This is a genomic window from Leptospira paudalimensis (assembly GCF_026151345.1).
In the GTDB taxonomy this organism is placed as follows: domain Bacteria; phylum Spirochaetota; class Leptospiria; order Leptospirales; family Leptospiraceae; genus Leptospira_A; species Leptospira_A paudalimensis.
This window is the reverse complement of the sequence record NZ_JAMQPR010000001.1, coordinates 1168093-1185887: the sequence shown is the minus strand read 5'-3', so window position 1 is coordinate 1185887 and position 17795 is coordinate 1168093. Positions and strand designations below refer to the sequence as shown.

Here is a 17795-nt window from a genome sequence, read left to right as displayed (position 1 = left end):
TAACGTCCCATTCGGGACTCAGGGCCAGCCTACGTCGGTTAGTCTAGTTCGTTATGCGCAAAAGCTTAAATATATTTTAAAACAAAATGAAAAATCTAATTAAATTAATATTTCTTTTTCTAATCTTTTCTTATCCAGTATTACCCGAAAGCTTCGTTCAGAAACAACAGAGATTTAGAACTGAATCAAAATATTCTACGTTTATTGGAACTAATTATCTCTCTAATCCATCATTGGGCGCATTTCTTAGTTTAACTTACACCCTGAATAGTTCCTTTGAAATCGGTGGATCTATACAATTTTCAAAATCAAATGATTTTGATGAAATTGGTGTATTACCAATAGCAGGTTACAAATCTTATACAAAAAATAATGAAAATTCGGGACAATTATTTTTTAATTATTTTTTTCTTGATTCACCTTTCTTTTTAAATTTATCTATTGGATACTTACCAAACGTTACTTCAGGACTTAAATTCATGTTCTATGAAAGTAAACCAAACTTAGAACCTGTTATTAATTTTAATAAATTAGAATTTTCACTAGAACCAGCTTTCTATATTTCTCCTGGATTAGGTTATAAATTAATCTTTGATGCCGACTATTTCTTTTACTTCTCCATAGGTTCTATGTATTTTAAAAAAAGAGAAGTTTCAAGAAACTATAGTGCGTTAGGATCTAGTTATCAGAACGTGAATCAAGAAATTCTAATTTATTCACAAACTGATCATTTCAGAGATCAAATAATGAATTCAGTCTTTAAAAATTTTGATACTAGAATCGAAACATTTAGTGAATTTGGTTTTGGCTTTATTTTCAAGTAAGCTTCAGCGCATAACAGCACCTTAACGCTTCGCTTCGGGACTTACGCCCTCGCTCGGTCTGCGACACATAGGCTTCTGGCACTCCCCTTGCCTGCGCAAGTGTCGTGGCCAGTCCCTAACGTCCCATTCGGGACTCAGGGTCAGCCTACGTCGTTAAGGCTAGTTCGTTAATTGCAATTAGTTGATCTACAGAAAAAAACGCGCAAATTTTTTAAGAAGGTGTTGTCGATTAACGCTTTGAAAGAGAACAATAAATGCTTTCCTCTCAATTAACGTGCTGTTAAAGATTTTTGCTTTTTAAGATTTAAGAGAAATTTGTGCTGTATTGTAGGACCCTTTCGACTTATATCTTATTCCATACTAACTAACTGCAATTAACAGCGCCTTAACGCTCACTCGGGCACTTTTCCACTGCGCCTTTGATTTCTGATGAAATCAAGGCTTTGTGGGGCCCTCCCTCGGCCTGAAGGCACATTCCGTGTTACGCTAACGCCTCTATGAGGCTCAGCGACACGGAACGTCGTTAAGGCTGATTCGTTATGCGCCATAAGTTAAATGATAATACTTGATACAAATATACTATTAAACATAGGTAAACCTGAAGGATCTAATCTCATCAACTCAATCCAATTCTCCTCAGATTCCTTAGAAAAAAAAACCTTAGCTACAAACTTAGTTTGTTTTAATGAATTAGCAGTTCAATTAGGCACGATACCTGCTCGAAATTTAATTTCAAAATTTAATATATCTATTATTGATTCAGTACCTAACAAAATTCAATTTCCTACTACGGAAATAATCAAATCAATATTTGAATCTGATGATAAAACGGAAAAAATACAAAACGTTTTTCGGAGTAAAAATGAATCACTGATATCAAAAGCTTTCTCTATATTGATACAGATACTGTATTTTACACTAGCATATTCGGCTGGTATTACAGAAATCGATGAGAAAAATGAAACAGAACTCGACTTCAAAAATTTCCATTATCTAATGGACATCATTCAAAATTTGATTCCTAAATTCTCAGATGAAATAACTTCAGCTTATTTTTACCCAAATAATACCGGAAGAATAAAATTCGTTAACGAATCTTTTGAAAACCTAACCCAAGCTTATTATAAAATTATTGATTATTTCGCTAAATGTGTATCAGAACAATTAGATCTCTCCGAATATTTAAAGAAATTTCAAAACGACGATCAAATAGATGAAAAATTTCACTATCCTAAAAAAGCAATTAATTTTATTAAACAAAATCGCGCAGATATTACCAATTTTTTAATGACTAGAATGGAAGATACGAGTTATCTATTATCATACAGATATAAAGTTGAACTCGCACTGGATTATTATACATCTGGAAGGAAAATCAAAATAAATGATATAGCAGACTCACTATTACTTATTTATCTACCTGAACATTACATTTTAACCTTCGACAAAAAACTTCTTAAATTCATAAAGCAATTCAATGAAGAAAATTTCAATTTTTGCATGAATGTTAAAGAATCAACTTACGGCGCATAACAGCAACTAACCGCTTCGCTTCGGGACTTGCGCCCTCGCTCGGTCTGCGACACATAGGCTTCTGGCACTCCTCTTGCTTACGCAAGCGTCGTTCCAGTCCCTAACGTCCCGTTCCGGGACTCAGGGCCAGCCTACGTCGGTTAGTCTAGTTCGTTATATGCAATTGTTTAAAAATTAATAAGGAACCATATGAGATATAGTTTAAATAATAAAGATTTAGAAATATTCAATTACCCAAAAATATTAGATGTAATCGAATCATTCGAAAAAGATATCGAAAGGCTCCAAGAATTTCTATTAAAAAAGGAATTCACTGAAACTTCGGATATTTTTTTAAATGATTATTTTTTAGGGAAAACAAAAATCACAAAAATTGCTTACTTTATAAAATCCGAAGTTGCCAACCAATTAAGTAGTATATTTTCCTCAACAAATCATGAAAACTTGATTTTAAAAATCAGTGATCACAAAATTCGGTATGGTCGAATTAGGATGGAAGTAGTTGGATCTAAAATTTTTAAAAATATTACCAATATTTTAAATTCAATTTTCTTCCCAAATTTTGAAGAAATAAATAAAAATAGATTAACTTATGATGAGTATGATCTATTACTACTTGATTTACGAAAATTAATACAATATATAACAATTTTAAAGACAGAAATTTTTGACTTTTATATAAATAATACTGACCAAATACTAAGTTCTTCAAATAATATAGACTTTGAAGCTGAAAAATATATTCTCAATGGTCTAGATTTTGTTAAGAAAATATTAGAACAAAAAAATATATCTGAAAAATATTCTAAATTTTTAAATCAGAAATTACTAGAAATTGAACAAGAACTTTCTATACCAAAACAACAGCGGTCAACTTCAAAAATAAGAAATTATATAGTTGAAATAATGCTAGTTATTGCCTCATTAACATCTTTTGTCGCAGATGCCAAACCAGCTTTTGAAAATTTAAAAGAAGCACTATCGATAATTAATCAAGAGACTGTTAAAAATATCCAAAACGATGTAAAGAATGAAGAGAAGGAAAAGAAAGAAAATACCAATATTGAGATTCAAAATTTTCCGATTATTTAAACAACTGCATATAACAGCGACTTACCGCTTCGATTCGGCACAAGGCCTCGCTCGGCCTGCGGCAAATCCTCCTCCTGGCATTCGCCTTGCTTACGCAAGCTGCATGCCAGTCCCTAACGTCCCGGCGGGACTCAGGGTCGGAGGACTTCGGTAAGTCTAGTTCGTTAATTGCAATTAGTTGATCTACAGAAGAAAACGCGCAAATTTTTTAAGAGGGTGTTGTCGATTAACGCTTTGTAAGAGAACAATTTAAGCTTTCCTCTCCATTAAAGTGCAATTAAAGATTTTTGCTTTTTAAGATTTATGAGAAATTTGCGCTGGATTGTAGGATCCTTTCGACTTTTATCTTATTCTATACTAACTAACTGCAATTAACAGCGCCTTAACGCTCACTCGGGCGCTTTTCCACTTCGCCTCAGATTTCTGAAAAAATCTGGATCTCGTGGGGCCCTCGCTCGGCCTAAAGGCACATTCCGTGTTACGCTAACGCCTCCTAGGAGGCTCAGCTACACGGAACGTCGTTAAGGCTGATTCGTTATGCGACATTATAAACAAAAACAATTCAAAGAATTAAAATGAACATACTTGATGAAATAAAAAATTCAATTAATTCGGTTATAGCAGAAAGAAGCGTAAGTCCACTTTTTGGAACTTTTCTTATTTCTTGGCTAAGCTGGAACTGGAAGATAATATATGCTCTATTTGGTACAGGAAAATATCTTGATTTTGAAGATCGCTTAGAATTTATTGAAACATATTATTCTGATAATTCATATTTATTTGTTTATCCTATCATTTCAACAATACTTCTTTTAATCCTTTATCCATTACTTTCAATTACTGCATATTGGATATGGCTACATTTTGATATATTAAAAAAGAAAATTCGGAATAATGCTGAAAGAAGTGAATTATTAACTTTAGATGAATCAATAAAAATTCGAATTGAATTACAAAAATCAAAAGAATTAACAGCTAATCTTGTAATTGAAAAAGATAGAGAAATCGATCAATTAAAGAAACAATTAGAAATTCAAATTTCAGAAAATATCAAAATTTCCCAAATCAAAGAAGAAAAAGAAAAAAAAGCCAATTCAAAAGAAAAAGCATCAATTAGCGAAAAAATTAAATCAAACAAGAAATTGACAGATGCACTAAATGGAATTTTTGAATGTTATAAGAAAGGTATACCATACAAGGAATTAAAATCGAACATTAGCGACAATTCTTTAGCTTTCTTTACAGCAAATCGAGTAATATCAGAATTAAACGGAGATATTCATCTGCTGTATCTAGGAGAAGAATTGTATAAAGATTATCTAAACAATTTATTCGAATAAAATAACGTCGCATAACAGCGACTTACCGCTTCGCTTCGGGACTAGCCCTCGCTCGGCCTGCGGCAAATTCCCTTTCTGGCATTCGCCTTGCGTTCGCAAGCTACATGCCAGTCCCTAACGTCCCGTTCCGGGACTCAGGGTCAGGGAACTTCGGTAAGTCTAGTTCGTTATGCGACATTTGAATTTTTTTTTTAAAAAAACAATAGACTCAAAATATAAAAAAACAGGAAATAAGTCATGAAATTTCTATTACTTTTACCAATAGTATTCTTTTTCAATTGTAGCAAATTACAAGATTGCAGATCTAACAATTCTTGCCCAATTTTTTATCCAGAAAACAGTGAATTCAAATATGATCTTAATGGAAATAAGATTAATGATTATGGAATAGATCGAAACGAAAAAATTACCGTATTAACTTCAAAAGATGGAATTCAGGAAAAAATAATAAAAAATGATCTTGAATTAGTAAAAATTCTTTATGAAGACAAGGAGTTCCTTTATCCTTCAAAAAAAATACCCATTGGAAAACTTATACGAATTGCAAATGAAAAAGGTATACAAATTAAAGAAAACCCTGATTTAAAGTCTAAAACCATAGGAGAAATGTCTTTTAACTCAACCGTTGAAATTCTGAGTGAACAAGCTAGAGAAAATAACAAAATCGGTGAATTCTATAAAATAAAATCTCCAAAGAATAATAAAAATATTGGCTGGGTATTAATCTCTGATTTAACAGATGGTGATTACGAAGCTAGCTTATATAAGAAAACTATCTCAGAAATATTAGGTCATCTGACTATTGAATTAACTGATTCCTCTGATAGCAATAGCTTCATCATAACCTCCAATCCGAATGAACTAGAAAAACCAAATTGTATAATTAAAGGAAATGAATGTTTTGCTACAACGTATATAAACGAAGAATACAACGATAATAAACCTGCAAATTTATCTTATCTAATTAATCTTACGCAAAATAAACCCTATGGTTCTCCTCCAGATTACATTTGTAGTATGGATCATTCACAACTTGTAAGATATTTTCCTTTACCTAAGAAAGACTTATTTAAAGGAGAAATTGGTTGCGATGAATCTAATTTTTAGCTCTCCAAACGTCGCATAACAGCACCTTAACGCTTCGCTTCGGGACTTACGCCCTCGCTCGGTCTGCGACACATAGGCTTTTGGCACTCCCCTTGCATCCGCAAGTGTCGTTCCAGTCCCTAACGTCCCGTTCGGGACTCAGGGTCAGCCTACGTCGTTAAGGCTAGTTCGTTATGCGACATGGTATAAAATTTTAGAAGAAATGAATAAAAAATATATATCGATAATAATATTATTTCTAATCTTAAACTGTAAAAATCATGAACGATTAAAATCCGAAAAAGAAGAATTTGCAATTGTTACTGCGTCAATTCTAAATTCTAGAAAAAATCCTGATCTTAAATCGGATATAGTTGGAAAATACCCTTTTGGTTCTCCAATCTTAATTAATTATAAGGATTCTTTTGAAGATACTGTTGATGGTGAAAAAGGAAAATGGATTAAAGAGAAAGTAACTAATGGATATATATTTAGTAAATATTTCGAAATAGCTTCTGGAAGTCTTCACAAACTTAGAGGTGTTGTCGATATTTGCAATTTTCCTTGTGGTGGTAGCTGCTTTATTCCACCTGGAGATCTGTATTTAGTCGGTGATTTTTATATTGAAATAGATGATCACATGGATTATCAACCAGAAGATAGAACTCCATGCTCAACTATAAGAATTGGTAAGTGGAAGCAAGACAAGAATGAATTTCAATTTTCCTCGGCAATCAAATATGCCGGCTATAATGGAAAAAATAACCATTGTAGGATTACATTCTTAAGCAATTTAGAAAGAATCGGTGATAAAATCGTTTTGGATCACCTGAAAAAACCTTTCAACTTAAAAAGAATGTCCGATTCAAAAGGAACTTATTACATTATAAATAATAAAACGATATATGATCGTTCCAAATATCATGAATATTGTTCCGAACAATCTTCACATGACAAAGTAATTGAAGTTTTCGATTCATATTATATTGATGAAAAAATCGACAAAAATAACATTTTCTCCAATTATTCAAATAAGTTTAATGAAAAAATAAGTGAATAATTTGAATTATACCACGTCGCATAACAGCGACTTACCGCTTCGCTTCGGGACAAGCCCTCGCTCGGCCTGCGGCAAATCCTCCTCCTGGCATTCGCCTTGCTTACGCAAGCTACATGCCAGTCCCTAACGTCCCGCTGGGACTCAGGGTCGGAGGACTTCGGTAAGTCTAGTTCGTTAGCCGAAATAGCGATCACAATAGAATTGTTTAAATTGAAAACTCGTTCTTTCCGATATTTTTCATGGTTTAAAGAACACTTATGAAATTGTGTAAGTTTGTATTGTCTATTTTGATAATTTGTACATCTCAGTTATATGGAGAAACAAATTCTGATTATAATATTAGAAAAAATAGAGACTATACTTCTATTACTGTACCCGCTGAAAATAAAAATATTATACTTTATATAAATATTTATAAATCAGGGGACTATGCGTTCGGTCTTCAAGAAAATATGAATAAAAAAGTAGAAGTAAAATATGTAATAGATTCTAATAATCGAAGCTTTTCTCCTGTTGCCCAGTATTTCAATAAAGACGGCACTTCAAAGGTCATTGATTTTGGAGATTTATTAGAATCGAGATGTATTTGGGGAAATTGTAAGAATGGGTCGGGGCTAGTTTCGAATATGGCAATTTTTAGTCTTGGAAATTTTGTAAATCAATCTCTTGATGGCTTGGGAATCCAAGAAAACTTAGATTCAACGCTTACAATTGGAAACTGGAAAGGTGGTGCTTTAAATAAATTTTGTATGCTTATTGATGTTCGAAACAAATTCATTATTATTATAAAATCGGATGCTCAGGGATTGATTAAAATCTCAGAGAAAGTAAATTTATAAACAATTTTTCCTTAAAGGATTCGCTACTTCGGCTAACATACGCTAACCACTTCGCTTCGGGTCTTCGCCCTCGCTCGGCCTTCGGCACATAGGCTTTTGGCACTCCTCTTGCTTACGCAAGCGTCTTGCCAATCCCTAACGCCTCCTCCAGAGGCTCAGGGCCAGCCTACGTCGGTTAGCTAGTTCGTTATACGCAAGCACGTTTAAAATTTAAATAAATAAATAAATTAAAAAGATTTGATTGATTATGAATAAGAAACAAAGAAGAACAGTCGGATCAATTATTAAAGTTCCTGTAGATAACTTTTACATATATGGCCTTATTCTTCATGAAACAGATATTGTATTTTTTGACTCAAAATCATTCGGTGATTTAAGTGTTAATGAAATTGTCGAGTTACCAATTTTATTTCGAGTAGCTGCTAATAATGATGCCGTGCTAGACGGTAGATGGACAAAAATCGGAAAGATTACTTTACCAGTAAAGTTCTCCGAGCCTGTCCCAAGATTCATTCAAAATGAACTAAATCCGGATAAATTTGAAATATATCTTGGTGGTCATATTCGTCCTGCAAAAAAAGAAGAATGTAAGAAGTTAGATAGATGTGCAGTATGGAGTGTAAAACATATTGAAGATAGAATTCGCGATCACTACAACAATATTCCTAATGTTTGGGTTGAACAAATGAAATTAAAATAATTTTTAGTTTTTATTCAGAAGAAAGGTTTTTAAAAAATAAAAATATTATTATTTGTAAAGAAAACCCTATTTATATACAAACGTGCCAGCGTATAACAGCGACTAACCGCTTCGCTTCGGGACTTGCGCCCTCGCTCGGTCTGCGACACATAGGCTTCTGGCACTCCCCTTGCCTGCGCAAGTGTCGTGGCCAGTCCCTAACGTCCCGTTCGGGACTCAGGGTCAGCCTACGTCGGTTAGTCTAGTTCGTTATGCGAAATGCACTAAAATAAATTTTAGGAGAAATTTAATGAATGTTGAAAATTCACCAAAGGTCAATATTTTGATTAGAAGATGGGCATCCAATTGGATTGATTTTCTATTTATATTTGGCATAATGTATTTTACACAGTTGTTGATTGGAAAAAAACTTTATGAAATAATATCTCCAATATTATTACTCATAATTATATTATATTTTCCAGTTTTAGAAGGATTACTTGGTTATACACCAGGAAAATTTCTTTTTAAATTAAGAATTGTAGATTCAAATCTTAAACCTCCAGGAGTTATTCCTGCAAGTATCAGAACTCTCTTACGAATTTTTGAAAATAATCCTGTCTTCCTTGGTGGGATACCCGCAGGTATTGTATATTTATTCTCTCGAAATAGACGTAGAATCGGCGATATACTTGCGAGAACTTTTGTTTTAACCACGGATGAAATTACTGAGATAAAGAGTAAACATGACGAGAATGAAAATGCAGAATTAACTTCAAAAGAACAACTTTTAATATGGGTTGGATTTGCATTGTCTTTTTCTGCCGTTACCTTATCCTCTCTACTTCTATATCTGGAAGGTAATTCTCTAATAATCTATACGATAGTTCCATTTATTCAACTTTATCCAATAGGAATTATAACTGGTCTATTTTTTATTATTACTAAATTCGTATTTAAAAAAGAAAATCTAATTTACTCCTTTTTATTTAGTACAATAATAATTTTAATCTATGGAATCTTAAATTTATTAAAAAAATACTTGTATACATAGTGCACTTCGCATAACAGCGGGGAAACGCTGCGCTTCGGCACTACGGCCTCGCTTGGTCTACGACACATTCCCTTTCTGTCACTCGTTTGCATCCGCAAACTCCGTGCCAGTCCCTAACGTCCCGTTCCGGGACTCAGGGTCAGGGAACGTCGTCTCCCCTAGTTCGTTAGCCGACATTATCAAAATTTAAACTAAAAAAAGGAAAAACATGAGTTTAAGCAAAATTTACCAGGACCTAATTATTTCAAAGAATGACTTAGATAAGATAACGTTTGAAGAACATAAACCGCAACAAAATCAAATGCGAATTTCAAATATATCGAACCTAAGAAGCGCATTTAATCGTCTACGAGAATTTGAAAATGGATTACATAAAATAATTACAAATATCGAAAGTCAATACTCGCATATTGTTATGTATTCCGAAAAATCATTTGTTAGCACAATAAATCTAGGAACTGAATTTCGTAATGCAGTCATTAATTTAAAAAATCACTTACAGACCTCGATAAGTCTACTCTCAAATTATGTAGAAACTTACGAAGAACCAGATAGTCTATTTGTAATAAGTTATCCAGATAAAATCACTATAGATGAATATATAGATCTACTCAATAGATCAAAAAGAGCCTTTCTAGAACTTCAAAAGGCAACTGAGGAAAATGCTGAATTAACAGTAGACTCTGCTCAAAAAGGATCTCTTCTACTAATAATATTTACAACAGCTAGTCTTTCTGTAGTTATAGGAAGAGTTATGCAACTTGTTATCAGGTGGAGAAAAGAAAAGAGAGAACAAGAAAAGCATCTAAAACAAATGGAAAGATATCAACTTGAAACTGATAATGTAAAAAAATTAAGTGAAATTTATATTGGTGCTCAGGAAAAGATTCTTACGAAACTATGTGAAGAATTTTTAACCGATTATAAAACATTGAAACCCGAGAATCTAATAGCAATTAAACAATCAGTAAAAGATTTTGACGAGTTAATAGAAAGAAAAGTACGAATCCTACCACTTCCTCAGCCTTCAAAAATTTCTAATGAATTCCCAAGTGTCGAAGTTTATGATAATCCAGACTTAATTGACTCAGTAAAACAAATCATTGATACAAATACCGAATCTGAATAAGTGATAACGTCGGCTAACAGCGACTAACCGCTTCACTTCGGGACTTACGCCCTCGTTCGGTCTACGACACATAGGCTTTTGTCACTTCTCTTGCTTACGCAAGCGTCGTGCCAATCCCTAACGTCCCCTCCAGGGACTCAGGGCCAGCCTACGTCGGCTAGTCTAGTTCGTTATACGCTATTATGAAAAAATATATGAAGAAAATAAAAAACAATGGATATTTGATAACTGCATTAATAGTAATGGCACTACCAGCAATTCTTTATTATCAAAAATTTTCCAATAAATTTGAATTTATAAGAGATGAAGAAATCTGGGGACAATTTGGCGATTTTTACGGAGGTCTATTAAATCCGTTACTAACTTTCATAACTTTCTTATTTGTTATCAAATCCTTCAACTTTCAAAGGAATGAAGCTCAAGAACTCAAAGAATCAAGAGAAAAAGATCGAAACGAGACACTCAAAATCAATTTCGATAATACTTTTTTCAATTACTTAAATCAGCTTAATAATCTGATTTCTGCTTTTGAACGAAATGTTATAGATAGAAGTAAAGGCAGTGAGGTTGATATAATTAGGTCTCCTGGAAGAGAAATTTTATTTTCCGCAATACAGATATCAATTTCCGAATTCGAAAAATCACCATCAAACCCAGAAAAATCATTATTTACTGAAGGAATTTTAAAAATATATTCAAAATCAATTTATAATTTATTAAAATTAATTTTAAATTCAACTTTCTTAAACAATGAAGAAAAGGAAAAATATTTAGATATTTTAAAAGCTCAACTTGTTTCTTCTGAAATAAATTACTTAAGACATGTAGTTCAATATCTTGATAAAGAATTATATGAAAAATTGAATGCAATTACTTTTTTTGAAGATTCCCTAAACTTCAAGAAAAAACTAGAAAATTCATAACAGCGTATAACAGCGACTTACCGCTTCGCTTCGGGACAAGCCCTCGCTCGGCCTGCGGCAAATTCCCTTTCTGGCATTCGCCTTGCTTACGCAAGCTGCATGCCAGTCCCTAACGTCCCGTTTCCGGGACTCAGGGTCAGGGAACTTCGGTAAGTCTAGTTCGTTATGCGCAACGAGTTAAATTATTCCATCATTATCAAAAAAATTTGATTCTTCCTATAATTTTTCGAAATTTATAAAAATCCTTAGAATAAAAAATGTTCTTTCAAAACTCAATAAGTTAGTTAGTAACTTAATCACAACAATAGAATGTTAATTATCTAGTCCAGCAAATCGAAATTGAAAAATTATATTTATTTTCTCGCAGCAATTACTTTTTTTGTTTTATACAAATATGAATTAATTGAAACAAATTTTAAAGTTTATTATTTCTATTTCGCTCTTTCGATATTTGCAATATACTCTCTTATCATTGAAATCAACTCAGATTTCATTCCTAATTCAAAAAAGAAATCAAAATACAAGAATATCAATGATGTAGATCTAATCAAAAACTTATGCGAATCAAATTTTGAAAATATTATTAAAAATAGAATTCTAAATCAAAATTTTTTAATAAATAAAGAAATAAAGATATTATTTCCAATAACGAATACTTCCAAGAGTGTAATATCTAATTTGCCACAATATATAACTCTCGAATCATTTAAAGTTTTTAAAATCGACGCATCGAAGAACAATCTTATTAATAGAGTTTTTGCAGAGGTGTATTTTTCCTTTTTTACTGAATATAATCCGCAGATAACTATCCCTGATGATAAAATTTGGAAATTGGAACATTGGGTCTTTGAAATTAATTCAGAAAATATCTGGCAAATTGTTAATACTGATCTTGAAGCTTCACTTAAATTCAATTTAAAAAGTATAATTCAAAAAATAACTCGCAGCGCATAACATTGTGGAAACGCTGCGCTTCGGCACTCACGGCCTCGCTTGGGCTGCGCCACATTCCCTTTCTGTCACTCGTTTGCATCCGCAAACTCCGTGCCAGTCCCTAACGTCCCGTTCCGGGACTCAGGGTCAGGGAACGTCGTCTCCACTAGTTCTTAATTGCAATGTCCAAAAAATGATTTAGAATATTCCGTTCAAATTTTCGCTGATTCTGGGATTTCAGGTTCTTTGTCATGCTTTGAGAAAGCCGTGTTTGATTTTGTAGGCTTCTTGGAAGAGATTTTATTAATGTTTCTATTTTGTTCTCGTCTTTCTCATTATTCTTTTGCTTTGTTTACTTTTATCACAGTTCTGTTTTACTTTGCTCTGTTTGGGATATTTCAGCGAAAATTAATCTAAGAGAATGAGTCGATTTTAATTATTTCTCACAAAATTTTTGGCTTTAATTCTTTCTTAATTTAATCTTTTCTATACCTTGGACACTGCAATTAACATACGCTAACCGCTGCGCTTCGGGCATTACGCCCTCGCTTGGCCTACGGCACATAGGCTTTCTGTCACTCGTTTGCTTTCGCAAACTACGTGCCAGTCCCTAACGCCTCTAAGAGGCTGAGGGTCAGCCTACGTCGGTTAGCTAGTTCGTTAATTGCAATTAGTTGATCTTCAGAAGAAAACGCGCAAATTTTTTAAGAGGGTGTTGTCGATTAACGCTTTGGAAGAGAACAATTAATGCTCTTCTCTCCATTAAAGTAGAGTTAAAGATTTTTGCTTTGTAAGATTTAAGAGAAAATTTGCGCTGGAATGTAGGACCCTTTCGACTGAACTCTATTTCTATATTAACTAACTGCAATTAACAGCGCCTTAACGCTCACTCGGGCGCTTTTCCACTTCGCCTCAGATTTCTGATGAAATCTAGGCTTTGTGGAGCCCTCCCTCGGCCTAAAGGCACATTCCGTGTTACGCTAACGCCTCTATGAGGCTCAGCTACACGGAACGTCGTTAAGGCTGATTCGTTATACGCCATTATAAAAAATCTTCAGGAAAATATGAAAAATAAAAAAGTACTAATTATAACCGCGTTCCTAATTTTAAATCTCTGCATCTATGCAGAAGAAGAAACAGAGAATAAGCAAAAAGAAAGAAAATCGAACCAAATTTATTTAAGAAGAAATAATGGATATGTAGCACCAAATGAACTAAACATTTATAATAGCATTTTTCCGTTTGCTTTGGCTTCTGAATTACCTTCCATTCAGTATAATACTTTTGGATTCAATAAATTCTTAGGTGATTCAAAGTTTAGTATTGAAGGTAATTTCTACGAATTTAAAAAAACTAATACTACATTCGATAGAATTAATCCTACTACTGGATTTTATAGCAAGGGTAATCTTGGAACTTTTTACAGATCTGAACAAAATCTTTTTCTAAACTATCATTTAATAGAAAATAGAATAATACTCAATGTTGGTCTCCAGAGATTGCAAAGCAATCTTAGCGATGGAACTTATGGTTTCAATAATTATAATTTCTCTCAAAACTTCAAGGGAATTGCAGCTGGATTCTTACTTGAATCTCCGAGATTTTATGGATTCTATATTGCTTCTGGATATAGATATTCTGTTTTAAATGGTATTTCTAATATAAATTATTCAATTGTAACTTCTGCAAGAAGAGCGGAAACTTTAGATATTCAAGATAATCCTGCTACCAAATATTTACTTCGCGAAATTAAACTCGTTCTTGGTTATGAATTAAATGATTCTATTCTTTTATCACTTGGATACATTGATCAATTTGCTAATATAAAACTTAATAGAAGCAATATCATTGCCACTGACCTATATTTCAACTTACTTGTTAGATCCGCTATTGAAGTCAACGCAAGAAGTGAATATTCAGGCACAACTTTTGCCTCAATTACTTATAAATTTTAAAACGGCGTATAACAGCGACTTACCGCTTCGCTTCGGCACTAGGCCTCGCTCGGCCTGCGGCAAATTGTCCTCCTGGCATTCGCCTTGCTTACGCAAGCTACATGCCAGTCCCTAACGTCCCGTTTCCGGGACTCAGGGTCGGACAACTTCGGTAAGTCTAGTTCGTTAATTGCAATTAGTTGATCTACAGAAGAAAACGCGCAAATTTTTTAAGAGGGTGTTGTCGATTAACGCTTTGGAAGAGAACAATTAAAGCTCTTCTCTCCATTAAAGTGCAGTTAAAGATTTTTGCTTTTTAAGATTTATGAGAAATTTGCGCTGGATTGTAGAACCCTTTCGACTTTTATCTTATTCTATACTAACTAACTGCAATTAACAGCGCCTTAACGCTCACTCGGGCTCTTTTCCACTTCGCCTCAGATTTCTGAAAAAATCTGGATCTCGTGGGGCCCTCGCTCGGCCTAAAGGCACATTCCGTGTTACGCTAACGCCTCCTAGGAGGCTCAGCTACACGGAACGTCGTTAAGGCTGATTCGTTATGCGTAATGACATGAAAAATATATTTACTTTATTAAGGATTTCTTTAGTCTCAATTTCGGCAATAAATTGTGAAGGTCTTTTTATGAAAAAAACATTGCTAGAAACAAAACTTTCCTTTTGGGAACAAATAAATAAATCCTCTAGAAAAATCGAAAAATTATTTCATTCAGAACAATCATCTCAAGCATATGAGGAGATTTCAAAAATTATATCAAAACATTTTCCTGATATTTTCTTTAACATAAGCTATATTTCCAAATCAAAAGAAATTACAATCGCATTTTCTCCAGAAGGAGAAAAAACAAAACAAATCATTATAGAATATATATTGGAAGAGGCTGATATTCCTAAGGATTGGAAATTCTATGGTTTTAAACAACCTTCGAATTTAGAGGGAAATGCCATAAGAATGTTCGATATATCTTTTGATTCCGAATCCTTTATGATTAACTACCAGTTAAATGATTCAAAGAGTAAATTAAATATTTTAGTATTTCATCCAGAATTTATGAAAATCTCTACAGAGAAACAAAGACATTTATCAATTATTTTAATAGAAGAAATATTAGGAGAGGCTTTATCAGAATTGTTCATTGAAACAATAGAATCATCTGAGAAAAATTTAAATAATTCGAAAAAATATGGTCAATTTTTAAAGGAATTTCAATTGCTTGCTCAAAAAAACAATTGGGATTTAAATCGAAATCCTAATGATGAATGGTCAGGATATTCAATTAAAGAAGAAAAAGTCAATAAAAAGCAAAATTATGAGTCAAGAGAAGATATCTATGTTGGAATTACTCGAAATTTTAATTTAGTAGATGAAGAGATAGAATTCTATCCTGGAACTAAATATATTTATATAAAAATGGAAATAGGTAAGTTACCCTTAGAGAGTTTAGTAAATACTCGGGAAAAAATCGAGGATACCTTACTATCTGAATTAAAGAAAAAAAAAGCAGGTGATTTGGTTGGAGGAGCTACAGGAAAGTTCTTCTTCTATTCTGATTTTTTAATTTTTGATGAATCTAATGCGATAAAAATAATAAATAACATATTAAAAACTAAATTTCCGGAAATAAAGTATGAAATTCATGAATTTAGGCAATCAAAATAATATTCATGTCACTACGCATAACAGCGACTAACCGCTTCGCTTCGGGACTTGCGCCCTCGCTCGGTCTGCGACACATAGGCTTCTGGCACTCCTCTTGCTTACGCAAGCGTCGTTCCAGTCCCTAACGTCCCGTTCCGGGACTCAGGGTCAGCCTACGTCGGTTAGTCTAGTTCGTTATACGCAATTTAAAAAAATGGAAATAATATTTTGGAATATAAATAATAAACAAGAACCAATATCACTGATAAACTCTTTGGACTTTTCGTCAAAGAACAGAATTGTCGCAATCGCAGAATTTTGGGATCAGGAGCAGTATATCAAAGTCTGTTCAAAAAGCTCACTATTTAAATATGATTTCGCATCAAAACGGACTGGAGCATATTGTAGTGATAATATAAATTTTCAATTTTTGAAATCCGAAACATACTACTCAAAATATTCATTTCTATATTCTGGGACTACAACCTATCTCTACATTGTTCATCTAAAAAGTTTATCAAATTCAGAATCAAGTAGTAAATCTTTGAACGAAAATATCACTAGATTGATAGCTCAAGAAATAAACCAAAATAGCTACGAATATTCTATTATCCTCGGAGATTTTAATTTACATTACCATGATAATATTTTCAAAGATCATTTTATATTAAATTCCACAGATTATTTTAATGCAAATTCTAGGGTATACAGAACATATTCCAAAGAAAAGCGCTTAAAATTTTACTCACCAATAAACTCTTTTAATGGTGACAATTCAAACGGACCACCTGGAACATATTTTTTTAGAATAGACCATCAAGCACAAGAATGGCATATACTAGATAATATTTTAATTTCGTACCCATTATCAAAATATATAGAAAAATCCCAAAGTGAAATCTTAACTAATTTCAATAATAGAAATTTGCTAAATTCAAAGAACTTGCCTGATTCCAGTATAAGTGATCATCTCCCAATCAAAATCAAACTGAGGTAAACTATGGAAAATGTATGGAAAGATATAAATAAAACAGGCAAAATAAAAAATCCTATAGAAATAGTAGATGAAATATTTTTACCATTGCCAAAAGAAACAAATGATATCGTAATCTACGAAATTCAAAAGGTAAACTTTTTTCCAGAAGAAGTAAGATTTACTGATTCATTTAATTCCCAATTGGGTATGGCAACCGCAGCTTTTTTACCAAAAAAAGAACCACACCCCGAGTTCGGATATGATCCAACAGATGTTTCTTCAAGTGGAAATATAAGATTTCGACTATTGCTTCGAACTAGCAAAGCAGAAAATATTTCGGTTGAGTTATTTAAGGTGCGATTTCCAATCCTGTTTTATCCACTCCGAATTTTCTGTGATCGACACACTTTTCCTATGATGGAAAAATACTTCGATAAAGATGTTCTACTTGCTCGAAGTGAATCCGAATACATCGAAAGAATCAAAGAAATAGTTACTTCAGAAACGACTAAGAATATTGTTCAAGCATTACTTTCGTTTTAAAGTTTTAAACTGCGTATAACAGCATGGAAACGCTGCGCTTCGGGACTTACGCCCTCGCTTGGGCTGCGCCACATTCCCTTTCTGTCACTCGCTCGCATACGCAAGCTACGTGCCAGTCCCTAACGTCCCATTCGGGACTCAGGGTCAGGGAACGTCGTCTCCACTAGTTCGTTATGCGACAGTTCTAAAATAT

The 17795-nt window shown here is 33.2% G+C and carries 15 protein-coding genes; all 15 read left to right on the top strand.

Going from position 1 to position 17795, the window contains the following annotated elements; translation table 11 throughout:
* Positions 1-86: 86 nt before the first annotated feature.
* The 15 genes from ND855_RS05440 (at position 87) to ND855_RS05370 (ending at position 17602) form a co-directional block, all read left to right on the top strand.
* A complete protein-coding gene (locus ND855_RS05440) occupies positions 87-824 on the top strand; it encodes a hypothetical protein (protein WP_265357520.1) in 738 nt (245 codons plus the stop codon).
* A 555-nt stretch (positions 825-1379) separates the two neighbouring features.
* Positions 1380-2357 (top strand): hypothetical protein, encoded by a 978-nt coding sequence (locus ND855_RS05435; RefSeq protein ID WP_265357519.1) that lies wholly within the window; start codon positions 1380-1382, stop codon positions 2355-2357.
* Between the two features lie 189 nt (positions 2358-2546).
* Entirely contained in the window at positions 2547-3449 is a 903-nt protein-coding gene (locus tag ND855_RS05430; protein ID WP_265357518.1) for a hypothetical protein, read from the top strand.
* 575 nt (positions 3450-4024) lie between these two features.
* Complete coding sequence (locus ND855_RS05425) at positions 4025-4789, top strand: hypothetical protein (RefSeq protein ID WP_265357517.1); 765 nt, start codon at positions 4025-4027, stop codon at positions 4787-4789.
* Positions 4790-5026: 237 nt separating this feature from the next.
* On the top strand, positions 5027-5896 hold the full coding sequence (locus tag ND855_RS05420) for an SH3 domain-containing protein (protein ID WP_265357516.1): 870 nt from the start codon (positions 5027-5029) through the stop codon (positions 5894-5896).
* A 202-nt stretch (positions 5897-6098) separates the two neighbouring features.
* The gene (locus ND855_RS05415; RefSeq protein ID WP_265357515.1) at positions 6099-6935 is read left to right on the top strand and encodes an SH3 domain-containing protein; all 837 of its coding nucleotides are present in this window, start codon (positions 6099-6101) and stop codon (positions 6933-6935) included.
* A 257-nt stretch (positions 6936-7192) separates the two neighbouring features.
* Positions 7193-7774, top strand: coding sequence for a hypothetical protein (locus tag ND855_RS05410; RefSeq protein WP_265357514.1), 582 nt, complete (start codon positions 7193-7195; stop codon positions 7772-7774).
* A gap of 247 nt (positions 7775-8021) precedes the next feature.
* On the top strand, positions 8022-8474 hold the full coding sequence (locus ND855_RS05405; protein ID WP_238839586.1) for an Imm26 family immunity protein: 453 nt from the start codon (positions 8022-8024) through the stop codon (positions 8472-8474).
* 289 nt (positions 8475-8763) lie between these two features.
* A complete protein-coding gene (locus ND855_RS05400; protein WP_265357513.1) occupies positions 8764-9507 on the top strand; it encodes an RDD family protein in 744 nt (247 codons plus the stop codon).
* 208 nt (positions 9508-9715) lie between these two features.
* Complete coding sequence (locus ND855_RS05395; protein ID WP_265357512.1) at positions 9716-10636, top strand: hypothetical protein; 921 nt, start codon at positions 9716-9718, stop codon at positions 10634-10636.
* 194 nt (positions 10637-10830) lie between these two features.
* A complete protein-coding gene (locus ND855_RS05390; RefSeq protein ID WP_265357511.1) occupies positions 10831-11559 on the top strand; it encodes a putative phage abortive infection protein in 729 nt (242 codons plus the stop codon).
* A 339-nt stretch (positions 11560-11898) separates the two neighbouring features.
* Positions 11899-12513, top strand: a complete 615-nt coding sequence (locus tag ND855_RS05385) for a hypothetical protein (RefSeq protein WP_265357510.1) — start codon at positions 11899-11901, stop codon at positions 12511-12513.
* 1043 nt (positions 12514-13556) lie between these two features.
* Positions 13557-14447 (top strand): LA_2444/LA_4059 family outer membrane protein, encoded by an 891-nt coding sequence (locus ND855_RS05380; RefSeq protein ID WP_265357509.1) that lies wholly within the window; start codon positions 13557-13559, stop codon positions 14445-14447.
* A 622-nt stretch (positions 14448-15069) separates the two neighbouring features.
* Positions 15070-16104 carry a hypothetical protein gene (locus ND855_RS05375; RefSeq protein WP_265357508.1) on the top strand — a complete coding sequence of 345 codons (1035 nt, stop codon included), beginning with the start codon at positions 15070-15072 and terminating at the stop codon, positions 16102-16104.
* Between the two features lie 979 nt (positions 16105-17083).
* Positions 17084-17602 carry a hypothetical protein gene (locus ND855_RS05370; protein ID WP_265357507.1) on the top strand — a complete coding sequence of 173 codons (519 nt, stop codon included), beginning with the start codon at positions 17084-17086 and terminating at the stop codon, positions 17600-17602.
* Positions 17603-17795: the final 193 nt, after the last annotated feature.